Annotated in this window: 19 protein-coding genes and 1 pseudogene; 7 read left to right on the top strand and 13 right to left on the bottom strand. The window is 64.2% G+C overall.

From position 1 onward, the window contains the following. Positions 1-210 precede the first annotated feature (210 nt). Together KVG96_RS07410 and KVG96_RS07405 are read left to right on the top strand one after the other, a co-directional pair. A complete protein-coding gene (locus KVG96_RS07410) occupies positions 211-525 on the top strand; it encodes a helix-turn-helix domain-containing protein (protein WP_217891425.1) in 315 nt (104 codons plus the stop codon). 174 nt (positions 526-699) lie between these two features. After that, complete coding sequence (locus tag KVG96_RS07405) at positions 700-2,025, top strand: OprD family porin (RefSeq protein WP_217891424.1); 1,326 nt, start codon at positions 700-702, stop codon at positions 2,023-2,025. A gap of 106 nt (positions 2,026-2,131) precedes the next feature. Here the strand turns inward: KVG96_RS07405 and KVG96_RS07400 are convergent, their stop codons facing one another. From KVG96_RS07400 to KVG96_RS07370, 7 genes are all read right to left on the bottom strand, one after another. Further along, on the bottom strand, positions 2,132-2,617 hold the full coding sequence (locus tag KVG96_RS07400) for an RES family NAD+ phosphorylase (RefSeq protein ID WP_217891423.1): 486 nt from the start codon (positions 2,615-2,617) through the stop codon (positions 2,132-2,134). Further along, entirely contained in the window at positions 2,614-3,087 is a 474-nt protein-coding gene (locus KVG96_RS07395; protein ID WP_217891422.1) for an Xre family toxin-antitoxin system antitoxin, read from the bottom strand. The genes KVG96_RS07400 and KVG96_RS07395 overlap by 4 nt, the downstream gene beginning before the upstream one ends. A 213-nt stretch (positions 3,088-3,300) precedes the next feature. After that, positions 3,301-3,633 carry a DUF2790 domain-containing protein gene (locus tag KVG96_RS07390; protein ID WP_217891421.1) on the bottom strand — a complete coding sequence of 111 codons (333 nt, stop codon included), beginning with the start codon at positions 3,631-3,633 and terminating at the stop codon, positions 3,301-3,303. Between the two features lie 79 nt (positions 3,634-3,712). Further along, positions 3,713-3,913, bottom strand: coding sequence for a co-regulatory protein PtrA N-terminal domain-containing protein (locus tag KVG96_RS07385; protein ID WP_085579771.1), 201 nt, complete (start codon positions 3,911-3,913; stop codon positions 3,713-3,715). A 150-nt stretch (positions 3,914-4,063) separates the two neighbouring features. Next, positions 4,064-7,213 (bottom strand): CusA/CzcA family heavy metal efflux RND transporter, encoded by a 3,150-nt coding sequence (locus KVG96_RS07380; protein WP_217891420.1) that lies wholly within the window; start codon positions 7,211-7,213, stop codon positions 4,064-4,066. A gap of 24 nt (positions 7,214-7,237) precedes the next feature. After that, entirely contained in the window at positions 7,238-8,437 is a 1,200-nt protein-coding gene (locus KVG96_RS07375; RefSeq protein ID WP_217891419.1) for an efflux RND transporter periplasmic adaptor subunit, read from the bottom strand. A 58-nt stretch (positions 8,438-8,495) separates the two neighbouring features. Continuing rightward, positions 8,496-9,776 carry a TolC family protein gene (locus KVG96_RS07370; RefSeq protein ID WP_217891418.1) on the bottom strand — a complete coding sequence of 427 codons (1,281 nt, stop codon included), beginning with the start codon at positions 9,774-9,776 and terminating at the stop codon, positions 8,496-8,498. Positions 9,777-10,243: 467 nt separating this feature from the next. On the opposite strand from KVG96_RS07370, the gene KVG96_RS07365 reads away from it, so the two are divergent. The 4 genes and pseudogenes from KVG96_RS07365 to KVG96_RS07350 all read left to right on the top strand — a co-directional run. Continuing rightward, positions 10,244-10,918 carry a heavy metal response regulator transcription factor gene (locus tag KVG96_RS07365; RefSeq protein WP_085580099.1) on the top strand — a complete coding sequence of 225 codons (675 nt, stop codon included), beginning with the start codon at positions 10,244-10,246 and terminating at the stop codon, positions 10,916-10,918. Continuing rightward, positions 10,915-12,315, top strand: coding sequence for a heavy metal sensor histidine kinase (locus tag KVG96_RS07360; RefSeq protein ID WP_217891417.1), 1,401 nt, complete (start codon positions 10,915-10,917; stop codon positions 12,313-12,315). Before KVG96_RS07365 ends, KVG96_RS07360 begins: the two co-directional genes overlap by 4 nt. Positions 12,316-12,680: 365 nt before the next feature. Further along, positions 12,681-12,923 (top strand): type II toxin-antitoxin system Phd/YefM family antitoxin, encoded by a 243-nt coding sequence (locus KVG96_RS07355; RefSeq protein WP_225927224.1) that lies wholly within the window; start codon positions 12,681-12,683, stop codon positions 12,921-12,923. Positions 12,924-12,964: 41 nt separating this feature from the next. Continuing rightward, positions 12,965-13,066 (top strand): annotated as a pseudogene (locus tag KVG96_RS07350) (PIN domain nuclease); the annotation flags it as partial. A gap of 59 nt (positions 13,067-13,125) precedes the next feature. On the opposite strand, the gene KVG96_RS07345 reads toward KVG96_RS07350, so the two are convergent. Genes KVG96_RS07345 through KVG96_RS07320 form a run of 6 tightly spaced genes read right to left on the bottom strand, consistent with a single transcriptional unit; the run spans position 13,126 to position 19,081 of the window. After that, on the bottom strand, positions 13,126-14,868 hold the full coding sequence (locus KVG96_RS07345; protein ID WP_217891415.1) for an ABC transporter substrate-binding protein: 1,743 nt from the start codon (positions 14,866-14,868) through the stop codon (positions 13,126-13,128). Between the two features lie 47 nt (positions 14,869-14,915). After that, positions 14,916-15,188 (bottom strand): DUF2160 domain-containing protein, encoded by a 273-nt coding sequence (locus KVG96_RS07340; protein ID WP_085580095.1) that lies wholly within the window; start codon positions 15,186-15,188, stop codon positions 14,916-14,918. Between the two features lie 10 nt (positions 15,189-15,198). Continuing rightward, positions 15,199-15,999: a carbohydrate ABC transporter permease gene (locus KVG96_RS07335; RefSeq protein WP_085579757.1), complete on the bottom strand. Its 801-nt coding sequence runs from the start codon at positions 15,997-15,999 to the stop codon at positions 15,199-15,201. 9 nt (positions 16,000-16,008) lie between these two features. Continuing rightward, positions 16,009-16,875 carry a carbohydrate ABC transporter permease gene (locus KVG96_RS07330; protein WP_085579755.1) on the bottom strand — a complete coding sequence of 289 codons (867 nt, stop codon included), beginning with the start codon at positions 16,873-16,875 and terminating at the stop codon, positions 16,009-16,011. Further along, a complete protein-coding gene (locus KVG96_RS07325) occupies positions 16,872-17,987 on the bottom strand; it encodes an ABC transporter ATP-binding protein (RefSeq protein ID WP_217891414.1) in 1,116 nt (371 codons plus the stop codon). The genes KVG96_RS07330 and KVG96_RS07325 overlap by 4 nt, the downstream gene beginning before the upstream one ends. Beyond that, positions 17,987-19,081: an ABC transporter ATP-binding protein gene (locus KVG96_RS07320; protein ID WP_217891413.1), complete on the bottom strand. Its 1,095-nt coding sequence runs from the start codon at positions 19,079-19,081 to the stop codon at positions 17,987-17,989. Before KVG96_RS07320 ends, KVG96_RS07325 begins: the two co-directional genes overlap by 1 nt. 250 nt (positions 19,082-19,331) lie before the next feature. On the opposite strand from KVG96_RS07320, the gene KVG96_RS07315 reads away from it, so the two are divergent. After that, the gene (locus tag KVG96_RS07315) at positions 19,332-21,164 is read left to right on the top strand and encodes a sigma-54-dependent Fis family transcriptional regulator (RefSeq protein ID WP_217891412.1); all 1,833 of its coding nucleotides are present in this window, start codon (positions 19,332-19,334) and stop codon (positions 21,162-21,164) included. The last annotated feature ends 171 nt before the right edge of the window (positions 21,165-21,335 follow it).

Raw genomic sequence — 21,335 nt, 5'->3', positions numbered from 1 at the left:
TTTTGCGTTTGCGGGATCGCTTGCGAGCGCCCTGCCCTTCCACCTTCAACCATGCCCGAAGCCTCTCACGTGCGTGGCTGATTTGTCTTACAGGCGTTTTTACGATCGGTGACTACCGTTGAAAAGGGAGCGAAAAGGATGGCCCAAGGGCCTTGACCCATTCGGTTTTCGGGACAGGACTATACGCAGGTGACGTACAGAGATCCCACTATGAAACGTGACATTTTTTCCGAACTGATGAATGGCGTCGAAGCCTTGGCCGACGAGCGCCAAAGCAAGATCACACTGCGGACCCACAAGGTTCAGTTGCCGAAACTGGTGCCTGTCACCGCCGATGAGTTGATCGCTATCCGTCAACAGCTCAACCTCTCGCGCTCGGTGTTCGCGATGTACCTGCGTACCAACACCCGAACGCTCGAGAACTGGGAACAGGGACGGGCAACCCCCAATGCCCAGGCCACCACCCTGATTCGCCTGGTCGAGCGCTTTCCGCAGACGATCGAACAACTTGCAGCCCTGACCTGACCGTTCGGGATTGTCCCCTCCTCCACATGACGAAAATGTAATTCCCCCATCACCCTGGCGTTATCCGCAGCTTGCAACGATGTCACCCGGCGACCCTAACGGCGGCCCTTTCCGCCGAACAACAAGACCCACGCCGAAGCACGTTCCCGTTCTGCCGAACTCCAGGAGTGATTGATGGTTAACAATTCAAGAATGTCGATGGCCGCATTGGCCGTGGTTGTCGGCTCCGGACCGACCAGCGCGCTTGCGCAGGAAAAGGCCGAGGGTTTCATCGAAGGCAGCAGCCTGACGGTGCTCAACCGCAACTACTACTTCAACCGCGATCACCGCGACGGCCAGTCCAGCCCCACCGGCAACGGCTATTCCGAAGCCTGGGCCCATGCCGTCATCAGCAAGTTCGAATCCGGTTTCACCCAGGGCACCGTCGGGGTCGGGGTGGATGCTTTCGCGATGATCGGCCTGAAGCTCGATACCGGTGACGGCCGCAACGGCGGCCGCAGTTCGTTCGATGTGTTGCCGGTCAACAGTGACGGTGAAGCAAGGGACGAATACACCAAGGTCGGCGGCGCCGCCAAGGTGCGGGCGTTCGATACCGTGGTGAAAATCGGCGACGTGTTCCCGGCCAACCCGGTCGTGGCAGCGGGCGATTCGCGTTTGCTGCCCGAGAGCTTTCGCGGTGTCACGGCGACCAACACCAGCATCGAAGGCCTGTCGATCCAGGGCGGCCGGTTGCATGCGATGAGCCAACCGGTCTCCAGCGACATGCGCGACAACTTCGCGACCTTCTATGCCGGCCCGGTCAACTCGCCCTGGATCGCTTACGGCGGCGGCGATTATGCGCTGAACAAGAACCTGAGCTTCAGCCTGTACTCCAGTCGCCTCAAAGATGCCTGGAACCAGTACTACGCCGGCACCGCCTGGACGTATCCGCTGTCGGACGACCTGTCGCTGTTCGGTGGCCTGAACTATTACAAGGCGGTCGATGAGGGCAAACAGCTGCTCGGCAAGTTCGACAACGACATCTGGAGCGGCCGGATCGGCGTGAAGCTCGGCGCGCACTCCGTGGCCCTGTCGCACCAGCGCAACAACGGCGACGACGACTTCGACTACCTGCGCCAGTCAGACTCGATCTTCCTCGACAACTCCATCCAGTACAGCGACTTCAACTCGCCCAAGGAGCGCTCGTGGATGGTGCGCTACGACCTCGACATGAGCGCCTACGGCGTACCCGGCTTGTCGTTCATGACCCGCTATGCCCGCGGCACCGACGCCGACTACTCCAACGCCAACGCCGTGTACATGCGCCGAGACGCCGAGGGTAATCCGTTGACCGACCAGAAGCGCTGGGAACGGGACATCGAAGTGAAATACGTGGTGCAGAGCGGCTCGTTCAAGGACATGTCGCTGCGCCTGCGTCAGGCCACGACCCGCGCCACGGCGTTCGAGTCGGATCTGGATGAGGTACGCGTGATTGTCGAGTATCCGCTGGCGATCCTCTGACCCGGCGGATCAACCCCATTCACCTTTAGAAGCTCCTTGCTCCTTTGGTAAGAGGTGAATCTTTGGCGTCCTTCGGGGCGCCTTTTTTTTGCCGTGTTGCAGTGCGCTAGACCAACCGCGTATCCAGACCGAAACGCTCCTGCGAGACCAGGGTGAATTGATCCGCCGCCAGATCGCAGCTCACCAGCAGGTTCCACGAATGCCGTGTCACGGCCGACGGGATGAGCACAAAGGGATGTTGCGCCAGCAGCTTCTCGGCGAACAGTTGCTGATTGGGGGAAGGTTGGGTCGGAATGAGCCAGTTGGGATTGGGGACGTCTTCGGGCTGGACGACCTTGATCGTCGAGGGATCCCGCACTTCGAAACAGGTGAGCACGTGCGCAACGGTGTCCAGCGCATCGAAGCCCAGGTGGGCCGCGACCTCCAGAATGGCGGTCGACGGATCGGCCGATGCGTAGATCACCCGGCGACCGGGCGGGTTCCAGCGGCCGCCGGAGCGTTGCGCACCGATGCCGCTGTCCCATGTTTCCTTGTAGACCTCACGGTCCAGACGCCAGGCGTACCACTTGCCGTCCCAGGGCAAGGGATTCACTGATAGACCCCGTGCTCGATCCGGGTCAGGTAATCCTCCACCACCTGGAAGCCCAGCGGGTTGTCGACCAGCTCCAGCGGCACATTGCCGTCCAGGTACTTGCAGGGTTTCTTCAGCCAGTCTTCGGCCAACTGCTGATTGCCGAACACCTCGGTGGCGTGTTCCAGCACTTGCGCGTACTGGAAAGCGACGGCGCTTTGCTGCGGGTTCAGGCGAACCGAACCGGTCTCCTTCGCCAGGCGCTGGACGGTGCGGATGGACTTGCCCGTGATGCGCTGGACAAGGTCGTGCTCCATGTACAGCGCCGACAGGGCCAGCATGTCCTTGACCGCACTCAGGCTGAAACCCTCGTTGGTGAACTTGAGGATCGACAGGCGCGTGTCGCCCTTGCGGCCATGAAGCAGCACCTCGGTCGGCCTTCTGAGGGTCTTGCGCACCCTCGGGACCGAGGCCGTTGTAACCGTGGACATACCGACGCCCTCCATACGACATTTGACGCAATCATAACGCCAAATGTCGCCGCTCAGGCAAGTGAATGCTGCTTCCAAGATTGCCCCGTCCTTTTGGTATCCGATGAAATCCATCCGCCCTGAGGGTAAGTGACGGGTCCTCCGAAGCCAACCTTAAAAAACTGTAGGAGCATTCACGGAAATTCATGGAAACCGGGGCCTTGCTGTAGGAACTCACCCTCCCCGTTTGCGGCAATCGCCCGCCACGGTGTACGTGACCGTGTTGAGCTGGCCCTGCGAGTCCTCGTAGGTCATCGCCGTCGGCACCACCGCGCAGGCTGTCTGCGGGCGCACGACGCTCACCACCTTGACCACGTCCAGCTTCATCCCGTACTCATAGGCCTTCACCACCGGCGCCGCTTTGCCTTGGCTGGCTGCGTACTGCTCCATGGCTTTGGCATTGGCGCCGAGGGCCCTTTCGAACGTACGGTCACCGCCGCCTTCGGCCAACGCATTCAGGGACATCGCCATGGCACCGGCGAACACAATCGATCGGATGGCTTTCATATCCGTTTCCTTCCGTAGCTGACTCATGAAAAAGCCCGTCATCGGTGCACGGTGACGGGCTTGCGCAAGCGCGGCACGCTTACAGGTCTTGGGTGGCGTCGTCTTTCTTCTCGTTGACGACCACAGGTTCGCGGGCCTTTTCCTTGGCGACGAACAGCTCCACCGAACGGTCGTTGGCCGTCATCATCCGCTCGAACGTCCGGTCGCCGCCGCCTTCGGCCATGGCCAGGGAAGACACCGCCAACGCAGCCAGAAAGGCACCGATCTGTACAGGTTTCATGCTTGATTCCTCGTTGAGTAACTGACGGGTTCAAGGTAACAACCCGTACCTTTCGTGACGGTGGCGCGCACATTACATATCCGTCATGTGCCCGCCGCCCAAGGGAATCAACCTGAAGGAGCGAGCCTGCTCGCTCCTTCAGGGAGACCGCTATCGGCCTGGGGTCGCGTCCTCGTCCCGGCGGTGGGCCAGGCGGTAGAGCAGCGGCAGGATCAGCAGCGTGAGCACGGTCGAGGACAGAATCCCGCCGATCACCACCGTGGCCAGCGGGCGCTGCACCTCCGCGCCGGTGCCGGTGGCCAGGGCCATGGGAATGAAGCCCAGGGACGCCACCAGCGCCGTCATCAGCACCGGCCGCAGCCGCGTCAGCGCACCCTCGTCGATCGCCTCGGCCAGTGAGCGTCCCTCTTCCCGCAGGTTGCGGATGAACGCGATCATCACCAGCCCGTTGAGCACCGCCACCCCCGACAAGGCGATGAAACCGACGCCCGCCGAGATCGACAGCGGGATGTCCCGCAGCCACAGGGCCATGACGCCGCCGGTCAGCGCAAACGGAATGCCGGTGAACACCAGCAGGCCGTCCTTGAGGTTGTTGAACATCATGAACAGCAGCCCGAACACCAGCAGCAGCGCCACCGGCACGACGACCTGCAGACGCTTGGCCGCCGACTGCAACTGTTCGAACTGGCCGCCCCAGCTCGTCCAGTAACCGGCCGGAACCTGCACATCGCGCCCGATCGCCTCGGCGGCCTCGCTGACGAACGAGCCGATGTCACGCCCGCGCACGTTGGCGCTGACGATCACCAGACGCTTGCCGTTCTCACGGCTCACCTGATTGGGCCCCAGCACCAGGTCGAGGCTGGCGACCTCCTTGAGTGCGATGAACCCGACCCGGTCGGCGGCGCCGTTGAGCGCCGGCACCGGGATCAGCAGCGCCGACAGGCCGTCGATGTCCTTGCGCATGGCGTCGGACAGGCGCACGACCATGTCGAACCGCCGGTCGCCTTCATACAGCGTGCCGGCCTGACGCCCGCCGACCGCCACCGCGATGGTGTCCTGCACATCGCCCACGTTGAGCCCGTAGCGGGCGGCCTTGTCGCGGTCGATGTTGATGGTCAGCACCGGCAGCCCGGTGGTCTGCTCGACCTTGACCTCGGACGCGCCGCTGACCTTTTGCATCGACGCCGCAATCTTCGCCGCCGTGGCGTTGAGCACGTCCATGTCGTCACCGAACACCTTGACCGCCACGTCGCTGCGCACGCCGGAGATCAGCTCGTTGAAACGCAGCTGGATCGGCTGCGACAGCTCATAGTTGCTGCCCGGCAAGGTCGCCGCCGCCTGTTGCAGTTCGGCCATCAGGGTGTCGCGGGACTTGCCCGGATCCGGCCACTGGTCCTTGGGCTTGAGCATCACGTAACTGTCGGAGATGTTCGGCGGCATCGGGTCGGAGGCGATTTCGGCGGTGCCGGTGCGGGCGAACACCCGCTCGACTTCCGGCACCTTGCCCAGGATCAGGGTTTCCAGGCGCTGCTGCATGTCCACCGACTGGGTCAGGCTGGTGCCCGGCACGCGCAAGGCCTGCAGGGCGAAATCGCCTTCGCTGAGGCTCGGCACGAATTCGCTGCCCATGCGTGCGGCCACCGCGCCGCTGAACACCACCACGCCCAGCGCCAGGCCCAGCGCCGCCTTGCGGTGGCCCATCACCCAGGCCAGCGCCGGCGCGTACGCCCGGCGCGCGCCCCGCATGACCGCGCCCTCTTCCTCCTTGACCTTACCGGTGACGAACAACGCAATGGCCGCCGGCACGAACGTCACCGACAGCAACATCGCACCGAGTAGCGCGATGACCACGGTGAACGCCATCGGATGGAACATTTTGCCTTCCACCCCGCTCAAGGCGAAGATCGGCAGGTACACGACCATGATGATCAACTGGCCGAAGATCAGCGGGCGCCGTGCCTCCTTCGCCGCCGCGAACACCTCATGGAAACGCTCGGAACGGGTCAACAGCCGCCCGTGATGCTGCTGCGCGTGGGCCAGCCGGCGCAGGGTGTTCTCCACGATCACCACGGCGCCGTCGACGATGATGCCGAAGTCCAGCGCCCCCAGGCTCATGAGGTTGGCGCTGACCTTGTTGGTGAACATGCCGGTGAAGGTGAACAGCATCGACAACGGAATCACCATCGCGGTGATCAGCGCGGCGCGGATGTTGCCCAGGAACAGGAACAGGATCGCGATCACCAGCACCGCGCCTTCCACCAGGTTTTTCTTCACCGTGGCGATGGCCTTGTCCACCAGGTGCGTGCGGTCGTACACCGGCACCGCGACCACGCCCTTGGGCAGCGAGCGGTTGATCTGCTCAAGCTTGCCGGCCACCGCCCGGGAGACCGTGCGGCTGTTCTCGCCGATCAGCATGAACACGGTGCCGAGCACCACTTCGCGGCCGTTTTCGGTGGCGGCGCCGCTGCGCAGTTCGCGGCCGATGTCGACGGTGGCCACGTTCCTCACCCGGATCGGCGTGCCGTCGACGTTGGCCATCACGATATTGGCGATGTCTTCGGTGCTCGCCACCTGCCCCGGCGCGCGGATCAGCAGCTGCTCGCCGCTGCGCTCGATGTAGCCGGCGCCGACGTTGGCGTTGTTGCGCTCCAGCGCCGTCACCAGATCGGTCAGCGTCAATTTGTGGGCCGCCAGCCGTTTCGGGTCGGGGGCGATCTGGTACTCCTTGGCGAACCCGCCGATGGTGTTGATCTCGGCCACGCCGGGAACGTTGCGCAGCTGCGGCTTGATGATCCAGTCCTGGATCACCCGCAGGTCGGTCGGCGTGTACGCCGTGCCGTCGTCCTTGAGCGCGCCGTCCCGGGCCTCCACCGTCCACAGGAAGATCTCGCCCAGGCCCGTGGAGATCGGCCCCATCACCGCCTCCACGCCTTCGGGCAACTGTTCCTTGGCCGCTTGCAGGCGCTCGTTGACCAGTTGCCGGGCGAAGAACAGGTCGGTGCCGTCCTTGAAGATCACCGTGACCTGCGAGAGGCCCGAGCGCGACAGCGAACGGGTCTGCTCCAGCGCCGGCAATCCGGCCATCGCCGTCTCGATGGGGAACGTGATGCGCTGCTCGGTCTCCAGCGGCGAGAACCCGGCGGCGCCGGTGTTGATCTGCACCTGGACGTTGGTGATGTCCGGCACCGCGTCGATCGGCAGCTTCTGATAGCTGGCGACGCCGAGGCCGGCCATGAGCAATACGGCGAGCAGCACGATGAAGCGCTGCTCGATGGCGAACTGGATCAGGCGTTCAAACATGGGGACCTTCTTGTCGAAGACGGATCAGTGAGCGTGCTCGGCCGAGGCCTTGCCCAATTCCGATTTGAGAATGAAGCTGCCGGCGGCGGCGACCTGCGCGCCCGCCTCCAGCCCTTCGGTGATTTCCACCAGCCCGGCGGCGCGGCTGCCCAGCGCCACCGTTTGCGCCTTGAAGCCGTCGCCGGTGCGCACGAACACCGTGGGCTGGTCTTCCACGGTCTGGACCGCGGCCTCCGGCACGGCCACCTTGACCTGCCGGCTGTCGGTGGCCACCAGCGCCGTCACGAACAGCCCCGGACGCCAGGCGCCCTGCGGGTTGGCCAGGGTCACGCGGACCGTCGCGGTGCGCGTCTGCTCGCCGAGCAGATTGCCGACGTAAGCCACGGTGCCCGCCACTTCGGCGTTCAGCTCCGGCGCGCTGACGGTCACCGGCTTGCCCACCTGCACCCGGTTCAGGTCCTTGGGCGAAACGCCGAAGGTCACCCACACCCGCGACAGGTCCGACAGGGTGAAGGCGTTGGTGGTCTCGTCGACCACCTCGCCCGGCGTCAGGTGTTTCTCCACCACCACGCCGTCGAACGGCGCGCGCAGCTCATAGCGGTTGCCTCCGGCAGCGGCCATGCTGCCGCTGAGCACGCTGATTTTCTGCCGGGCGTTGGCCAGGGCGATCTCGGCCTCTTCCAGTGCCTGGCGGGCCTGAAGGAAATCCTGCTCGGCGGAGATCTTGTCCTGCCACAACTGCTTCTCCCGTTCATAGGTCGTGCGCGCCAACGCCAGGCGGCGTTGCGCCGCCGCCTGCTCGCTGCGCTGATCGGAGATCTGCTGACTGGCGATCACCGCCAGCAACTGGCCCTTCTTCACCGGCTGGCCCAGCACCACCGGCACTGACTCCACAACGCCGGGCACCCTCGGCACGACGTGCGCGGTGCGGTCTTCGTCGAAGCGCACTTCGCCGGGGAACGGCAAGCCCAAGCTCAGCCCCGCCGGCTGGGCCCGGGCCAGTTGAATGCCCGACGCGGCGATCTGTTCGGCACTCAGGATCAGTTGCCCTTCTTCGCCTTCATCGTGCCCGCCTTCGGCCGCTGCGCTTTGGGCAGCATGCTCCGCGTGCTCGGCCGCCTCGTCGGCGTGGGCACCCTCGGACAGGTTGCCCACCCACAACGCGCCGATTCCGATGCCCAGGCTCAAGGTCGCCGCCGCGACCGCCATCAGTTTTTTATCCATGGAAACTCCTCTGCGCCGCGCCGCCGACGCAGCGCTGCGGTGATCGAAAAAGTGAAATTCAGCGACTGGCGGCGAGCGCGCCGAGATCGCCGAAAATGCGCTCGATGCGCACCCGGGCGTCGCTCGCGTCGGCCACGGCCTGGACGTATTGGGTGCGGGCGTCGATCAAGGTGCGCTGGGCGTCGAGCACATCGAGAAAAGCGAACTTGCCCATTTCGAAGCCGCGGGTGGCGCTGTCCACGGCACGTTGTGCGGCCGGCAGAATGTTCCGGTCGAACGCCTGCGCTTCGCCGTTGGCGGTCTGCCATTGCTCCAGCGCCGTCTGGACTTCGGTGCGCAGGCGCAGCTCCGTGGCGTTGCGCAGGTCCCGGGCCTGATCGGCGCGGCGTGCGGCGGCCAACACGTTGCCCTGGTTGCGGTTGAACAGCGGAATGGGCAGCGACAGCCCGACGACGTTGACCCGTTCGCGTTCCGTTTCGCTGTACTGGCTGCCGACGCTGACGGTCAGGTCCGGAATCCGCTGGGCCTTCTCCAGCCCCAGCGAGGCTTCGCGCTGGTCGATCTGCAACGCCGCCAGGCGCAGCTCGGCGGTCTCGTTCAGGCGCCCGAGCAACCGGGACGACGGCGGAACCGCCGGCAGCGCGGCCGCTGCGGCCGGCACCTCGGCCGCCTCCGGCAACGGCGCGCCCATCACCTGCGCCAACTGCTGCCAGGCATTGGCCCGGTCGCGCTCAGCCCGGCTCAGCTCCAGGCGCACTTGCGACAATTGCACCTCGGCCCGCGTGCCTTCGACCGGCGACGACTTGCCTGCCCCGATCCGCCCCTGCGCCACCCGCAGGCCGTGCTCGGCCAAGGCCTGCGACTGACGGGACAGTTGCAGCCGTTGCTGCGCCGTCTGCACGGCGGTATAGGCCTGGATCACGTCGGCGCGCAGGCCGAGGCGCTTGCGCTCCAGCTCGATGCCGGCGGCGTCCTGGGCGCGGCTCGCCACATCGATCCGCGCCCCGCGCTTGCCGCCCAGTTCGATCGGCTGGCTGAGGGTCACCGTGGTGGTGCGCGACTCGCGGCGGGTGTCTTCCGCTTCCCAAGACACTTGCGGGTTCGGGACCAGCCCCGCCTGCTGCCGCTCGCCTGCGGCGATGCCGATTTCCCAGCCGGCCGCGGCCAACTCGGGGTTGCCGGCGAAGGCCGTTTGCAGGGCCTGGTCAAGCGTCAACGCCGGGCCCGGCGAAACGGCCGCCATGGCGCAGCCGCCCCACAGCAGGAAGCCGGCGGCATGCAACACCCGCCGCGTGTTTTTCAGGCGCAGGCGCGCCGTCCGTTCAATTAAACCGGGCAATTGAATGTTTCCTTTTTGATTCGGGAATCTTCGATGCCGCCACGGTAGGGTTTTGAACTTATCGACAAGGTGACTGGAACATTACAAATACGTTATCCAGCGTTGGCCCGTTAACTTTTGCTCTAGCATGGAAGTGTGCACGACCAATTAGAAACACAACGAAACACTTACTCTTCGAGTATCTGCCGAACAGCACTTGCCGCACTCCTGGATTCATGAAGTGCATGAAAAATCGCCCTCAGCGCTGCGACAGACCGTCGCAGAAGGCCGATTTAGGCACATCCAATCAGCGACTTCGTTTGACCCTGAAGTGACTACAGACTTTATTCTGCACACCTTCCTCCGGCGAAATGCCCGCAGGAAACACATTGAACCGCCGCAACTAAACAACTGAACCGGCCGATAAGAACAACAACTTCCAGAGCCCGCCCCATTAATTGACCCTTCAATGAAAGTGGTGATTGACCATGCGAATCCTTATTGTCGAGGACGAGCTTAAAACTGCCGAATACTTGCACCAGGGACTGACGGAAAGCGGTTATGTCGTCGACCGTGCGGCCAACGGCGCCGACGGACTGCACCTGGCGCAACAGCAGGCCTATGACCTGATGATCCTCGACGTCAACCTGCCGGAACTGGACGGCTGGAGCGTGCTCGAGCAACTGCGCCGCACCCGCTCCACCCGGGTGATGATGCTCACCGCCCGCGGCCGTCTGGCCGACAAGATCCGCGGCCTGGACCTGGGCGCCGACGACTATCTGGTCAAGCCGTTCGAGTTTCCCGAGCTGCTGGCCCGGGTGCGCACGCTCATGCGCCGCAGCGAGAACATCCCGGTGCCGCAGGTGCTCAAGGTGGCCGACCTGGAGCTCGACCCGGGCCGTCACCGGGCCTTTCGCGACGGGCAGCGCATCGACCTCACCACCAAGGAATTCGCCCTGTTGCACCTGCTGATGCGCCAGTCCGGCGAGGTGCTGACCCGCACCCAGATCATCTCGCTGGTGTGGGACATGAACTTCGACTGCGACACCAATGTGGTGGAAGTCTCGATCCGCCGCCTGCGGGCCAAGATCGACGATCCGTTCGCCAGCAAGCTGATCCACACCTTGCGCGGCGTCGGCTATGTGCTGGAGGCGCGGGAATGAAGCCGGTCAGCCTGTCGATGCGCCTGGGCATCACGGTCAGCGTGCTGGGCGCGCTGCTGGTGGTGTTCCTCGCGGTGCTGGCCTACTTCGCCCTGACCCACGAACTGAACGCGCTGTCCCGGGACAGCCTGGCCAGCAAGATGGAGCAGGTCGAGCACAGCCTGTCGCTGTACACCGACCCCGGCGAAATCCGCTCAAAACCCCACATCCTGCTCGATCAGGTCATGGGCCACGACAACCTCACGCTGACCCTCTACGACCTCGACAACCTGCGCACGCCGCTGCTCAAGTCCGGCGCCGGCATGGCCGAACCGCGCCTGGAGCTCAAGGCCGCACGGACGGCGACCGACGAACTGGCCTACACCGCCAGCACCGACACCGCCGGGGCAAAATTCCTCACGGCGACCAAGCTCGTGCGCCTGAAAGACGGCACCCGCGTGCCGCTGCTGCTGTCGGTGGACAACGCCCACGACCAGGCCTTGCTCAGCGCCTACCTGCGTTCGACGCTCATGGCGCTGCCGCTGCTGCTGATCTTCATCGGGCTCAGCGCCTGGGGCGCCGTGCAGCGGGGGCTGGCGCCGATGCGCGAGTTCCGCAAGGTGGCGGCGATGGTCTCGACCCAGGACCTGAACCATCGCTTGTCGGTGGTGAACATGCCCCAGGAACTGAGCGAACTGGCCCAGGGCATCAACGTCATGCTCCACCGCCTGGACGCGGGTGTGCAGCAGCTGTCGCAGTTTTCCGACGACCTGGCCCATGAGCTGCGCACGCCGATCAACAACCTGATGGGTAAGGCCCAGGTGACGCTGTCCCGGGAACGCAGCGTGGAGGAGTACCAGGACGTGCTGGTGTCCTGCATCGAAGAGCTGGAACGGGTGGCGCGGATCGTGTCCGACATGCTGTTCCTGGCGCAGGTCAGCCATCCTTCGGCGCTGGCGCCGTTCGAAACGGTCGAGCTGGCGGACGAAGCGCGCAAAGTGGCCGAGATGTTCGCCCTGACGGCCCAGGACAAGCGGATCCAGCTGAGCGTGATCGGCAGCGCCCGCGTACTGGGCGACCGCCTGATGATCCAGCGGGCGATCTCCAACCTGCTCTCCAACGCCCTGCGCCACTGCCCGGACGGCAAGACGGTCACCCTGCTGATCGAACGGGGCGCCGCCCAGTCTTCGCTGCTGGTGAGCAACCCCGGCGCCGGCATCGAAGCGCAGCACCTGCCGCACCTGTTCGACCGCTTCTACCGGGTCGACAGCAGCCGCTCGCGCACCCAGGGCAGCACCGGCCTGGGCCTGGCCATCGTGCGCTCGATCATGAGCCTGCACCGGGGCGTGGCCGAAGTGAAGAGCCTGCCGGGGGCGATGACGGTGTTCAGGTTGGGGTTTCCCAATCCGGAGGCGTGAGTCGCACCGGTTCGATGGGTGCACCGCAACTCTTGTAGGATTCGTTACCGCCGCGCCCCATCCTCCCACAAACGCCGAAAGCTCGCGCCGTAACGTCCGTTTCGTCCTACAGCCAGCCTCAGTGAAACTCTTTAGGGTAGTGCCTGACGGATGGACTATCGGAGCGAGGCCGGATGATGAAACGGAACACCTTTTGCGAATGGATTGAAGGCCTTGATACGTTGGCCGTTCGACAGCAGGTTTGGGGCGCGGCAACGGCCTACGGAGCGGGATCAGTCAACCGGGCACTTGTCTGCGCTGAACAATCGCACCCCTTTGCGGCCCCACAACATTCTGGCTAAATTTGTCCAGAACTCAGGGGAAACATGATGATCATCGTTCCGTTGGCCGAAGCCAAAAACAACCTGTCCAAACTCGTCGATGAAGCCGCAGCCGGAAAAATCATCACGATTGCCAAACATGGTCGTGCACTCGCACGCCTCGTTCCCGCCGGAAAACCCGATCCCCGGCGCATCGGAGCCATGAAGGGAAAGCTGACGCTACCCGATGATTTCGACGCACCATTGTCAGACGAGACGCTGGATGACTTCGAAGGCACTCGAGCATGAGGTTGTTGCTCGATACCCGTATCTTGCTCTGGACACTCGACTTCGACCGTCTGATCATCGCCGCCGCACTGACAGAGCCCATGAAATTGCTGACCGCCGACCCTGTGGTGGCTCAACACACCGATCTGGCGGTTCTGGTTTAATCCGATGCAGAAACAAGAACGGCACCTTCCGGTGCCGTTCATTCGTTACGCCCCCGCGCTCACTTGCGCGCCGCCTCCCACGACTTGAGCAGTTCGTTGTAGCTCACGGTCTCGCCCTTGGGCTTTTCGTTGGCCAGTTTCGGCTTCGGTGCGCCGGGTTGGTCGAACCAGTATTGCGCATCGCGCTCAGGGTTCATTTTCGGCGCGCAGGTGGCCTGGGCCTTGGAGCGTTCCAGGCGGGTCATGATCGCGTCCTGATCCTTGGCCAGGCCGTCGAGGGCTTCCTGCGGGGTCTTGTCGCCGCTGGCGGCCTCGGCGATGTGGCTCCACCACAGCTGCGCCAGGCGCGGGTAGTCAGGCACGTTGGTGCCGGTCGGTGTCCACTGGATGCGGGCCGGGCTGCGGTAGAACTCCACCAGGCCGCCGAGCTTCGGTGCCAGGTCGGTCATGGCCTGGGAGTTGATGTCCGACTCGCGGATCGGCGTCAGGCCAACGATGGTTTTCTTCAGCGACACGGTTTTCGAGGTCACGAACTGCGCGTACAGCCAGGCCGCGAGCTTCTGTTTCTCGGGCGTCGATTTCATGAACGTCCACGAACCCACGTCCTGATAGCCCAGCTTCATCCCCTCTTCCCAGTACGGCCCGCGCGGCGACGGCGCCATCCGCCACTTCGGCGTGCCGTCGGCGTTGACCACCGGCAGGCCCGGCTTGGTCATGTCGGCGGTGAACGCGGTGTACCAGAAGATCTGCTGGGCGATGTTGCCCTGGGACGGCACCGGCCCCGACTCGGAGAAGGTCATGCCCGCGGCTTCCGGCGGCGCGTACTTCTTCAGCCAGTCGACGTATTTGGTGGTGGCGAACACCGCCGCCGGGCCGTTGGTGTCGCCGCCGCGGGTCACGCTGGAGCCCACCGGATGGCAGTCCTCGACGCGGATCCCCCACTCGTCCACCGGCAAGCCGTTGGGCAGGCCCTTGTCGCCGCCGCCGGCCATGGAGAACCAGGCGTCGGTGAAGCGCCAGCCGAGGGACGGATCCTTCTTGCCGTAGTCCATGTGCCCGTAGATGCGCTTGCCGTCGATTTCCTTGACGTCTTCGCTGAAGAACCTGGCGATGTCCTCGTAGGCGGACCAGTTCACCGGCACGCCCAGCTCATAGCCGTACTTTTCCTTGAACTTGGCCTTCAGGTCCGCACGCTCGAACCAGTCGGCGCGGAACCAGTAGAGGTTGGCGAACTGCTGGTCGGGCAGCTGGTACAGCTTGCCGTCCGGCGCGGTGGTGAACGAGGTGCCGATGAAGTCCTTGAGGTCCAGGGTCGGCGAGGTGAAGTCCTTGCCCTCGTTGGCCATCAGGTCGCTGATCGCTTCGGTCTTGCCGTAGCGAAAATGCGTGCCGATCAGGTCGGAGTCGTTGACCCAGCCGTCATAGATGCTCTTGTCCGACTGCATCACGGTCTGCAGTTTCTCCACCACGTCGCCTTCTTGCAGCAGATCGTGGGTGACCTTGATCCCGGTGATTTCGGTGAAGGCCTTGGCCAGCACCTTGGACTCGTATTCGTGGGTGGTCAGGGTTTCCGAGACGACCTTGATGTCCATCCCGCGAAACGGCTCGGCGGCCTTGATGAACCACTTCAGTTCCGCCAGTTGCTGATCGGCCGTCAGGGTGGACGGCTTGAACTCGCTGCCGATCCACTTCTTCGCCGCCTCTTCGTAGGCATCGGCCCAGGCCGAAGCGCTCAGACCGCTCAAGGCCAGCAGGGCCGCCAATGAAATGCTATGTCGCAGCTTATTGTTTTTGTCGAACATAGAGACCTCCTGTTTAAGTTCCGGAGCCGCATCGCCGAGCGATTCGGTCACCCCCAACGCATCACAGCCAACAGCCACACCACAGACAACGCGAACGCTATCCAGATGCTCCAACCGGTGACGCCGATCACCAGCAAATGCAGGTAGGCGCTGCCCAGAAGACCGATGAACAAGCGGTCGCCACGGGTGGTGGCGATCGGCAGGAAACCTTTGCGCACAACGCTTGGCGAACGCAGCTCCCAGGTGGTCATGGCCACCAGGATCAGGGCGATGACGCCAAAGAACGCCGCCGTCGGGATCGTCCAGCTCATCCATTCCATCATCGCTTCCTCATACCCGGCCCAGGGCAAAGCCCTTGGCCACGTGGTTGCGGACAAACCAGATCACCAGCATGCCCGGCAAAATGGTCAACACTCCCGCCGCCGCCAGCACGCCCCAGTCGATGCCCGACGCGGACACCGTGCGGGTCATCACCGCCGCGATGGGCTTGGCGTTCACCGACGTCAGCGTGCGCGCCAGCAACAGCTCGACCCAGGAAAACATGAAGCAGAAGAACGCCGTGACGCCGATGCCGGAGCCGATCAGCGGGATGAAGATCTTCACGAAGAACTTGGGGAAACTGTAGCCGTCGATGTAGGCGGTCTCGTCGATTTCCTTGGGCACCCCGGACATGAAGCCCTCCAGGATCCACACCGCCAGCGGCACGTTGAACAGGCAGTGGGCCAGCGCCACCGCGATGTGGGTGTCGAACAGGCCGATCGACGAGTACAGCTGGAAGAACGGCAGCAGGAACACCGCCGGCGGCGCCATGCGGTTGGTCAGCAGCCAGAAGAACAGGTGCTTGTCGCCCAGGAACCGGTAGCGCGAGAACGCATAGGCCGCCGGCAGCGCCACGCTCAGGGAAATCACCGTGTTCAGGCTCACGTAGTACAGCGAGTTGAGGTAGCCGGTGTACCAGCTCGGATCGGTGAAGATCACCTTGTAGTTGTGCCAGGTGAAGTCCTGGGGAAACACCGTCAGCCCGCCGAGGATCTCGGTGTTGCTCTTGAACGACATGTTCAGCAGCCAGTAGATCGGCACCAGCAGGAACAGGATGTAGACCAGCAGCGGAATCAGCTTTCTCTTGCTCATGGCCGGGCCTCAGCGGTTGGCGTCGTTGTGGGTCATGGCGGTGTAGAACAGCCAGGACACCAGCAGGATGATCAGGAAGTACACCAGCGAGAATGCCGCCGCCGGCCCCAGATCGAATTGGCCCACGGCCATCTGGGTCAACGTCTGGCTCAGGAACGTCGTGGCGTTGCCCGGCCCGCCGCCGGTGAGCACGAACGGCTCGGTGTAGATCATGAAACTGTCCATGAAGCGCAGCATCACCGCGATCAGCAGCACGCTTTTCAGCTTGGGCAGCTGAATGTGGCGAAACACCGCCCAGGCCGAGGCCCGGTCGATCCGCGCCGCCTGGTAGTACACGTCGGGGATCGCCCGCAGCCCGGAGAAGCACAGCAGCGCCACCAGCGACGTCCAGTGCCACACGTCCATCACCAGCACCGTGACCCAGGCGTCCATGGTATTGGCCGCATAGTTGTAGCTGATGCCCACGGCGTTGAGGCCCGCCCCGAGCAGGCCGATGTCGGCGCGGCCGAAGATCTGCCAAATGGTGCCCACCACGTTCCACGGGATCAGCAGCGGGATCGCCAGCACGATCAGCACCACCGACGACCAGCGGCCTTTGGTCGGCATGGTCAGGGCGATGGCGATGCCCAGCGGGATCTCGATCACCAGCACGCAGGCCGAATAGATAAACTGGCGCAGCAGCGAGTCGTGCAGCCGCGGATCGAGCAGCACCTGCCGGTACCAGTCGGCGCCGACGAAGTAGCGGCTGGACTGGTCGAAGATGTCCTGCACCGAATAGTTGACCACCGTCATCATCGGGATCACGGCGCTGAACGCCACCAGCAGGAACACCGGCAGCACCAGCCACCAGGCCTTGTTGTTCTGCACCTTGTTCATGGCAGCACCTCGCTGTCTTCGGTGGTGTCGAGCAGGAACTCGTCGGCGTACACCATCAGCCACTGGGCCGGGAAACTGATGTGCGCGGTGCCCTGGGGCACCGGCTTGTCTTCGGCCAGGCGCACCTTGAGCGGCACGCCGTCGAGGTTGAGGGTGAGGATCTTGTAGGTGCCCAGGTCTTCGACGTGCACGACCTTGGCCTGCAGCGCGTCTTCGAACGGCTCGTCCCACACATGGACGAATTCGGGGCGGATGCCGACCTTGAGGTTCTTCCACTGGCCGTGCCCGATGTGGCGCTGCAAGGCCTCGGACAACGGCAGGTGGGTCGAGGCGAACCCCACCCCGCCGGGCTGCGGCTGCACGTCGATCAGGTTCATCCCCGGGCTGCCGATGAAGTAGCCGACGAAGGTGTGGCTCGGCCGCTCGAACAGTTCCCGCGGCGTGCCGAACTGGACGATCTGGCCGCCGTACATCACCGCGATCTTGTCGGCGAAGGTCGAGGCCTCCAGCTGATCGTGGGTGACGTAGACCATGGTGATGTTGAACTGCTCGTGGATCTGCTTGAGCTTGCGCCGCAGTTTCCATTTCAGGTGCGGGTCGATCACCGTCAGCGGCTCGTCGAACAGGATCGCCGAGACATCGTCGCGCACCAGCCCGCGGCCCATGGAGACTTTCTGCTTTTCGTCGGCGGTGAGGTTGCGGGCCTTCTTGTTCAGCAGGTTCTGCAGGTCGAGGACGTCGGCGATCTCCTGCACCTTGCTGTGCACTTTCGCCTCGGCCAACCCCTGGTTGCGCAGCGGGAACGCCAGGTTGTCGAACACCGTCATGGTGTCGTAGACCACCGGGAACTGGAACACCTGGGCGATGTTGCGCTGCTCCGGCGACAGGTCGTTGACCGCCTTGCCATCGAACAGCACATGGCCCTGGGACGGGCTGAGCAGGCCGGAAATGATGTTGAGCAAGGTGGACTTGCCGCAGCCCGAGGGGCCGAGCAAGGCATAGGCGCCGCCCTGCTCCCAGACGTGGTCCATCTCGCGGATCGCGTAGTCCTCAGGCCCCGCCGGAGTGCGGGTGTAGCTGTGGGCCAGGTGCTGCAAGCGGATCTCGGCCATCAGGCGACCCTCGCGACGCGCCGGCCCGGTGCCTGCACCAGACGGCCCTGCGCATCGAACACGAACAGTTTATGGGTGGGGATGTAGATGCGGATCGGCGCGTCGACGTCGTACTCGTGAACGCCCGGCAGGTGCAGCACCAGCAGGAAATGCTCGTTGCGCACGTGCAGGAAGGTCTCCGAGCCGCTGATCTCCGCCACTTCGACGGTGACCGCCAGTTCCAGGTCGTCATCGTTGCTCGGCACCAGCGAAATGTGGCTGGGACGCACGCCGAAGCGGAACTCGCCCTCGCCCACCGGGCGCAGGTCGACGTTCAGCGGGAAGTGCACGAAGTTGGCGAAGCTCACCTCGTTGCCGGCGATCCGGCCCGGCATCAGGTTGATCGGCGGCTCGGAGAACAGCTCGGCGGCCAGCACGGTCTTCGGCTGCTGGTAGACCTCGGTCGAGACGCCGCTCTGGATCACCCGTCCCTCGTGAAGGATGGTGGTCGTGCCGCCCAGGGCCAGCGCCTCGTTGGGTTCGGTGGTGGCGTAGACGGCGATGGTGTGGCGGGCCTTGAACAGCTCGCGCATTTCCTGGCGCAGCTCTTCGCGCAGCTTGTAGTCGAGGTTGACCAGGGGTTCGTCGAACAGGATCAGCTCGGCGTCCTTGACCAGCGCCCGGGCCATGGCCGTGCGCTGCTGCTGGCCGCCGGACAGCTCCAGCGGATGGCGCTTGAGGAACTTCTCGATGCGCAGCATCTTCGCCGTCTCCAGCACCTTGGCCTGGATCACTTCGTCGGCGACCCCGGCCTGGCGCAACGGCGAGGCGATGTTTTCGAACACCGTCATGGTCGGGTAATTGATGAACTGCTGATAGACCATCGACACGTTGCGCAACCGCACCGGGCGCTGGGTGACATCGACGCCGTTCATCAGGATGCGGCCGCTGTCGGGCTTGTCCAGCCCGGCCATCAGGCGCATCAGGCTGGTCTTGCCGGACAGCGTGCGCCCCAGCAGAACGTTGAAGGATCCGGGTTCGAAGGTCAGGCAGGCATCGTCGATCCAGGTCTGGCCCTCGACGGTGCGGCTGACGTGCTCCAGGGTGAGTGACATGGCTCGGCCTTTTTATTGTTGGAGTCCTGTGGCGTGTGCAGCAGAGCGACATTCGTGCCAGAAATCCCAAGCCGTTGATTTGTCGCGAAAATCACCGAAATCGCCGACAAACCCTGTTCATTGCTGAACACATTTGAACAGTTCGGCGATTGACAATGAACACATGTGAACAACACTCTACCGAGGCTTTCGCCCGGTTCCATGGGCCCCATAACAACAATAAGAACGCTGCATCCGGAGGCTGACCGCCATGGCCGCACCCGCCCCGCCGCTGTCTCATGACGCCATCGTCCAGACCTCCTGGTCCCGCTGCCGCGCCTACGGCCTGAGCCATCAGAGCGTCCCGGCGTTCGACCAACTGCCCGCCGCCGGCATCGCCCGCCTGCTCGACAGCCACCACTCGCTGGTGCAGACCACCCACCAGGAAGTGCTGCCCTACTACGAGAACATCCTGAGCAACTCCAACTGCCTGATCATGCTCGCCGACAACCAGGGCCAGGTGCTGACGTCCTGGGGCACCCAGCGCTTCATCGAGCCGAGCCTGGCCCGGGGGTTCCAGGTCGGCGCCAGCTGGATGGAGCGCTCCAGCGGCACCAACGCCATCGGCACGGCCCTGGCCTGCGAGCAGGCGGTGCACATCGAGCACGACGAGCATTTCCTCAAGGCCAACCGCTTCATGACCGGCTCAGCCGCGCCGATCTTCGACGCCGAGCGCAAGGTGATCGCGGTGCTGGACGTCTCCAGCGACAGCTACCTGCCGCCCTCCCACACCCTGGGCATGGTCAAGATGATGAGCCAGACCGTGGAAAACCGGCTGATCCTCAACCTGTTCCGCGGCCAGCACTTCGAACTGACCTTCAACACCGGGCTGAACAACCTCGACAGCCAGTGGGCGGGGCTTTTGATCTTCGACGAAAGCGGCCAGGTGTTGTCGGCCAACCGCCGGGCCGACAACCTGCTGGGCCTGCGCCTGTCGCGGGTGAGCGTCGAAAGCCTGTTCCAGGTGTCGCTGCTGGAGCTGATCAACCAGCCCGACGGCCTGCCGTTCGCCTTGCAGACCGCGGGGCGCAACCGCTTCCAGTGCCTGCTGAGACGGCCGAAACAGGCGCTCGTCCAGCCACGGGTGTTCGCCGAACCGAAGGCGGCTGCGCCCGCCGCCGTCAGCCTGGGCACCCTGCACTTCGGCGACAGCCGCGTGGAAAAGGCCGTGCGCCAGGCCGAACGCCTGCTGGAGAAAGACATTCCGCTGCTGATCCACGGCGAGACCGGCGTCGGCAAGGAAGTCTTCGTCAAGGCCTTGCACCAGGCCAGCTCCCGCAGCAAACAGGCGTTCATCGCCGTCAACTGCGCGGCGATCCCCGCCGAACTGGTGGAGTCCGAACTGTTCGGCTACGAAAAGGGCGCGTTCACCGGCGCCAACCAGAAAGGCAGCATCGGCCTGATCCGCAAGGCCGACAAAGGCACCCTGTTCCTCGACGAGATCGGCGACATGCCCCTGCCGACCCAGGCCCGCCTGCTGCGGGTGCTGCAGGAGCGTTGCGTGCAGCCGGTGGGCAGCAGCGAGCTGTTTGCGGTGGACTTGCGGATCATCTCCGCCACCAACCGCTCGTTGCGCGAACAGGTGCAGTTGGGGCGCTTTCGCGAAGACCTGTATTACCGCATCGGCGGCCTGACCCTGGAACTGCCGCCCTTGCGGGAGCGCAGCGATAAAGAAGCGCTGTTCAAACGGTTGTGGGAGCAGCATCGCGAACCCACGCAATGGGCCGGGTTAAGCCAGGAGGTGCTGCAATTGTTCGGCCGTCATCCATGGCCCGGAAACCTGCGCCAGGTCAGCAGCGTGATGCAGGTGGCGCTGGCCATGGCCGAAGATCAGCCGGTGCGGCCCGAACATTTGCCGGATGATTTTTTTGTCGATCTGGACATGGAGCCGGTGGAGACGATGGCGCCGCTGGGGATCGACCTGAACGATGCCGAGGCGCTGAACCGGGAACTGCTGGCGGCCGGGGGCAACATTTCCCATCTGGCGCGGCGGTTGGGGGTCAGCCGCAACACCCTGTACAAGCGGTTGCGCCAGGCTGACTAACAAGGTGGCTGGTAGGGCCTCATCGCTGGCAAGCCGGCTCCCACAGGGTATTGAGCCGTACGCAAACTGATGAACACCTGTAAAACCTGTGGGAGCTGGCTTGCCAGCGATAGCGTCAGCCCGGTCGCCTCAGGATCCTGAGGCAGCAAAAAAAACAAAACCCGCACAAGG

The sequence above is a fragment of the Pseudomonas ekonensis genome, assembly GCF_019145435.1.
In the GTDB taxonomy this organism is placed as follows: domain Bacteria; phylum Pseudomonadota; class Gammaproteobacteria; order Pseudomonadales; family Pseudomonadaceae; genus Aquipseudomonas; species Aquipseudomonas ekonensis.
Note: the sequence above shows the minus strand (reverse complement) of the source record. Positions and strands in the feature narration are given on the sequence as shown.

Coding starts and splice junctions, on each gene's coding strand:
- KVG96_RS07410 (WP_217891425.1), top strand. CDS start 211: ATGAAACGTGACATTTTTTCCGAACTGATGAATGGCGTCGAAGCCTTG.
- KVG96_RS07405 (WP_217891424.1), top strand. CDS start 700: ATGGTTAACAATTCAAGAATGTCGATGGCCGCATTGGCCGTGGTTGTC.
- KVG96_RS07395 (WP_217891422.1), bottom strand. CDS start 3,087: ATGTCCACGGTTACAACGGCCTCGGTCCCGAGGGTGCGCAAGACCCTC.
- KVG96_RS07390 (WP_217891421.1), bottom strand. CDS start 3,633: ATGAAAGCCATCCGATCGATTGTGTTCGCCGGTGCCATGGCGATGTCC.
- KVG96_RS07385 (WP_085579771.1), bottom strand. CDS start 3,913: ATGAAACCTGTACAGATCGGTGCCTTTCTGGCTGCGTTGGCGGTGTCT.
- KVG96_RS07380 (WP_217891420.1), bottom strand. CDS start 7,213: ATGTTTGAACGCCTGATCCAGTTCGCCATCGAGCAGCGCTTCATCGTG.
- KVG96_RS07375 (WP_217891419.1), bottom strand. CDS start 8,437: ATGGATAAAAAACTGATGGCGGTCGCGGCGGCGACCTTGAGCCTGGGC.
- KVG96_RS07365 (WP_085580099.1), top strand. CDS start 10,244: ATGCGAATCCTTATTGTCGAGGACGAGCTTAAAACTGCCGAATACTTG.
- KVG96_RS07360 (WP_217891417.1), top strand. CDS start 10,915: ATGAAGCCGGTCAGCCTGTCGATGCGCCTGGGCATCACGGTCAGCGTG.
- KVG96_RS07355 (WP_225927224.1), top strand. CDS start 12,681: ATGATGATCATCGTTCCGTTGGCCGAAGCCAAAAACAACCTGTCCAAA.
- KVG96_RS07345 (WP_217891415.1), bottom strand. CDS start 14,868: ATGTTCGACAAAAACAATAAGCTGCGACATAGCATTTCATTGGCGGCC.
- KVG96_RS07340 (WP_085580095.1), bottom strand. CDS start 15,188: ATGGAATGGATGAGCTGGACGATCCCGACGGCGGCGTTCTTTGGCGTC.
- KVG96_RS07335 (WP_085579757.1), bottom strand. CDS start 15,999: ATGAGCAAGAGAAAGCTGATTCCGCTGCTGGTCTACATCCTGTTCCTG.
- KVG96_RS07330 (WP_085579755.1), bottom strand. CDS start 16,875: ATGAACAAGGTGCAGAACAACAAGGCCTGGTGGCTGGTGCTGCCGGTG.
- KVG96_RS07325 (WP_217891414.1), bottom strand. CDS start 17,987: ATGGCCGAGATCCGCTTGCAGCACCTGGCCCACAGCTACACCCGCACT.
- KVG96_RS07320 (WP_217891413.1), bottom strand. CDS start 19,081: ATGTCACTCACCCTGGAGCACGTCAGCCGCACCGTCGAGGGCCAGACC.
- KVG96_RS07315 (WP_217891412.1), top strand. CDS start 19,332: ATGGCCGCACCCGCCCCGCCGCTGTCTCATGACGCCATCGTCCAGACC.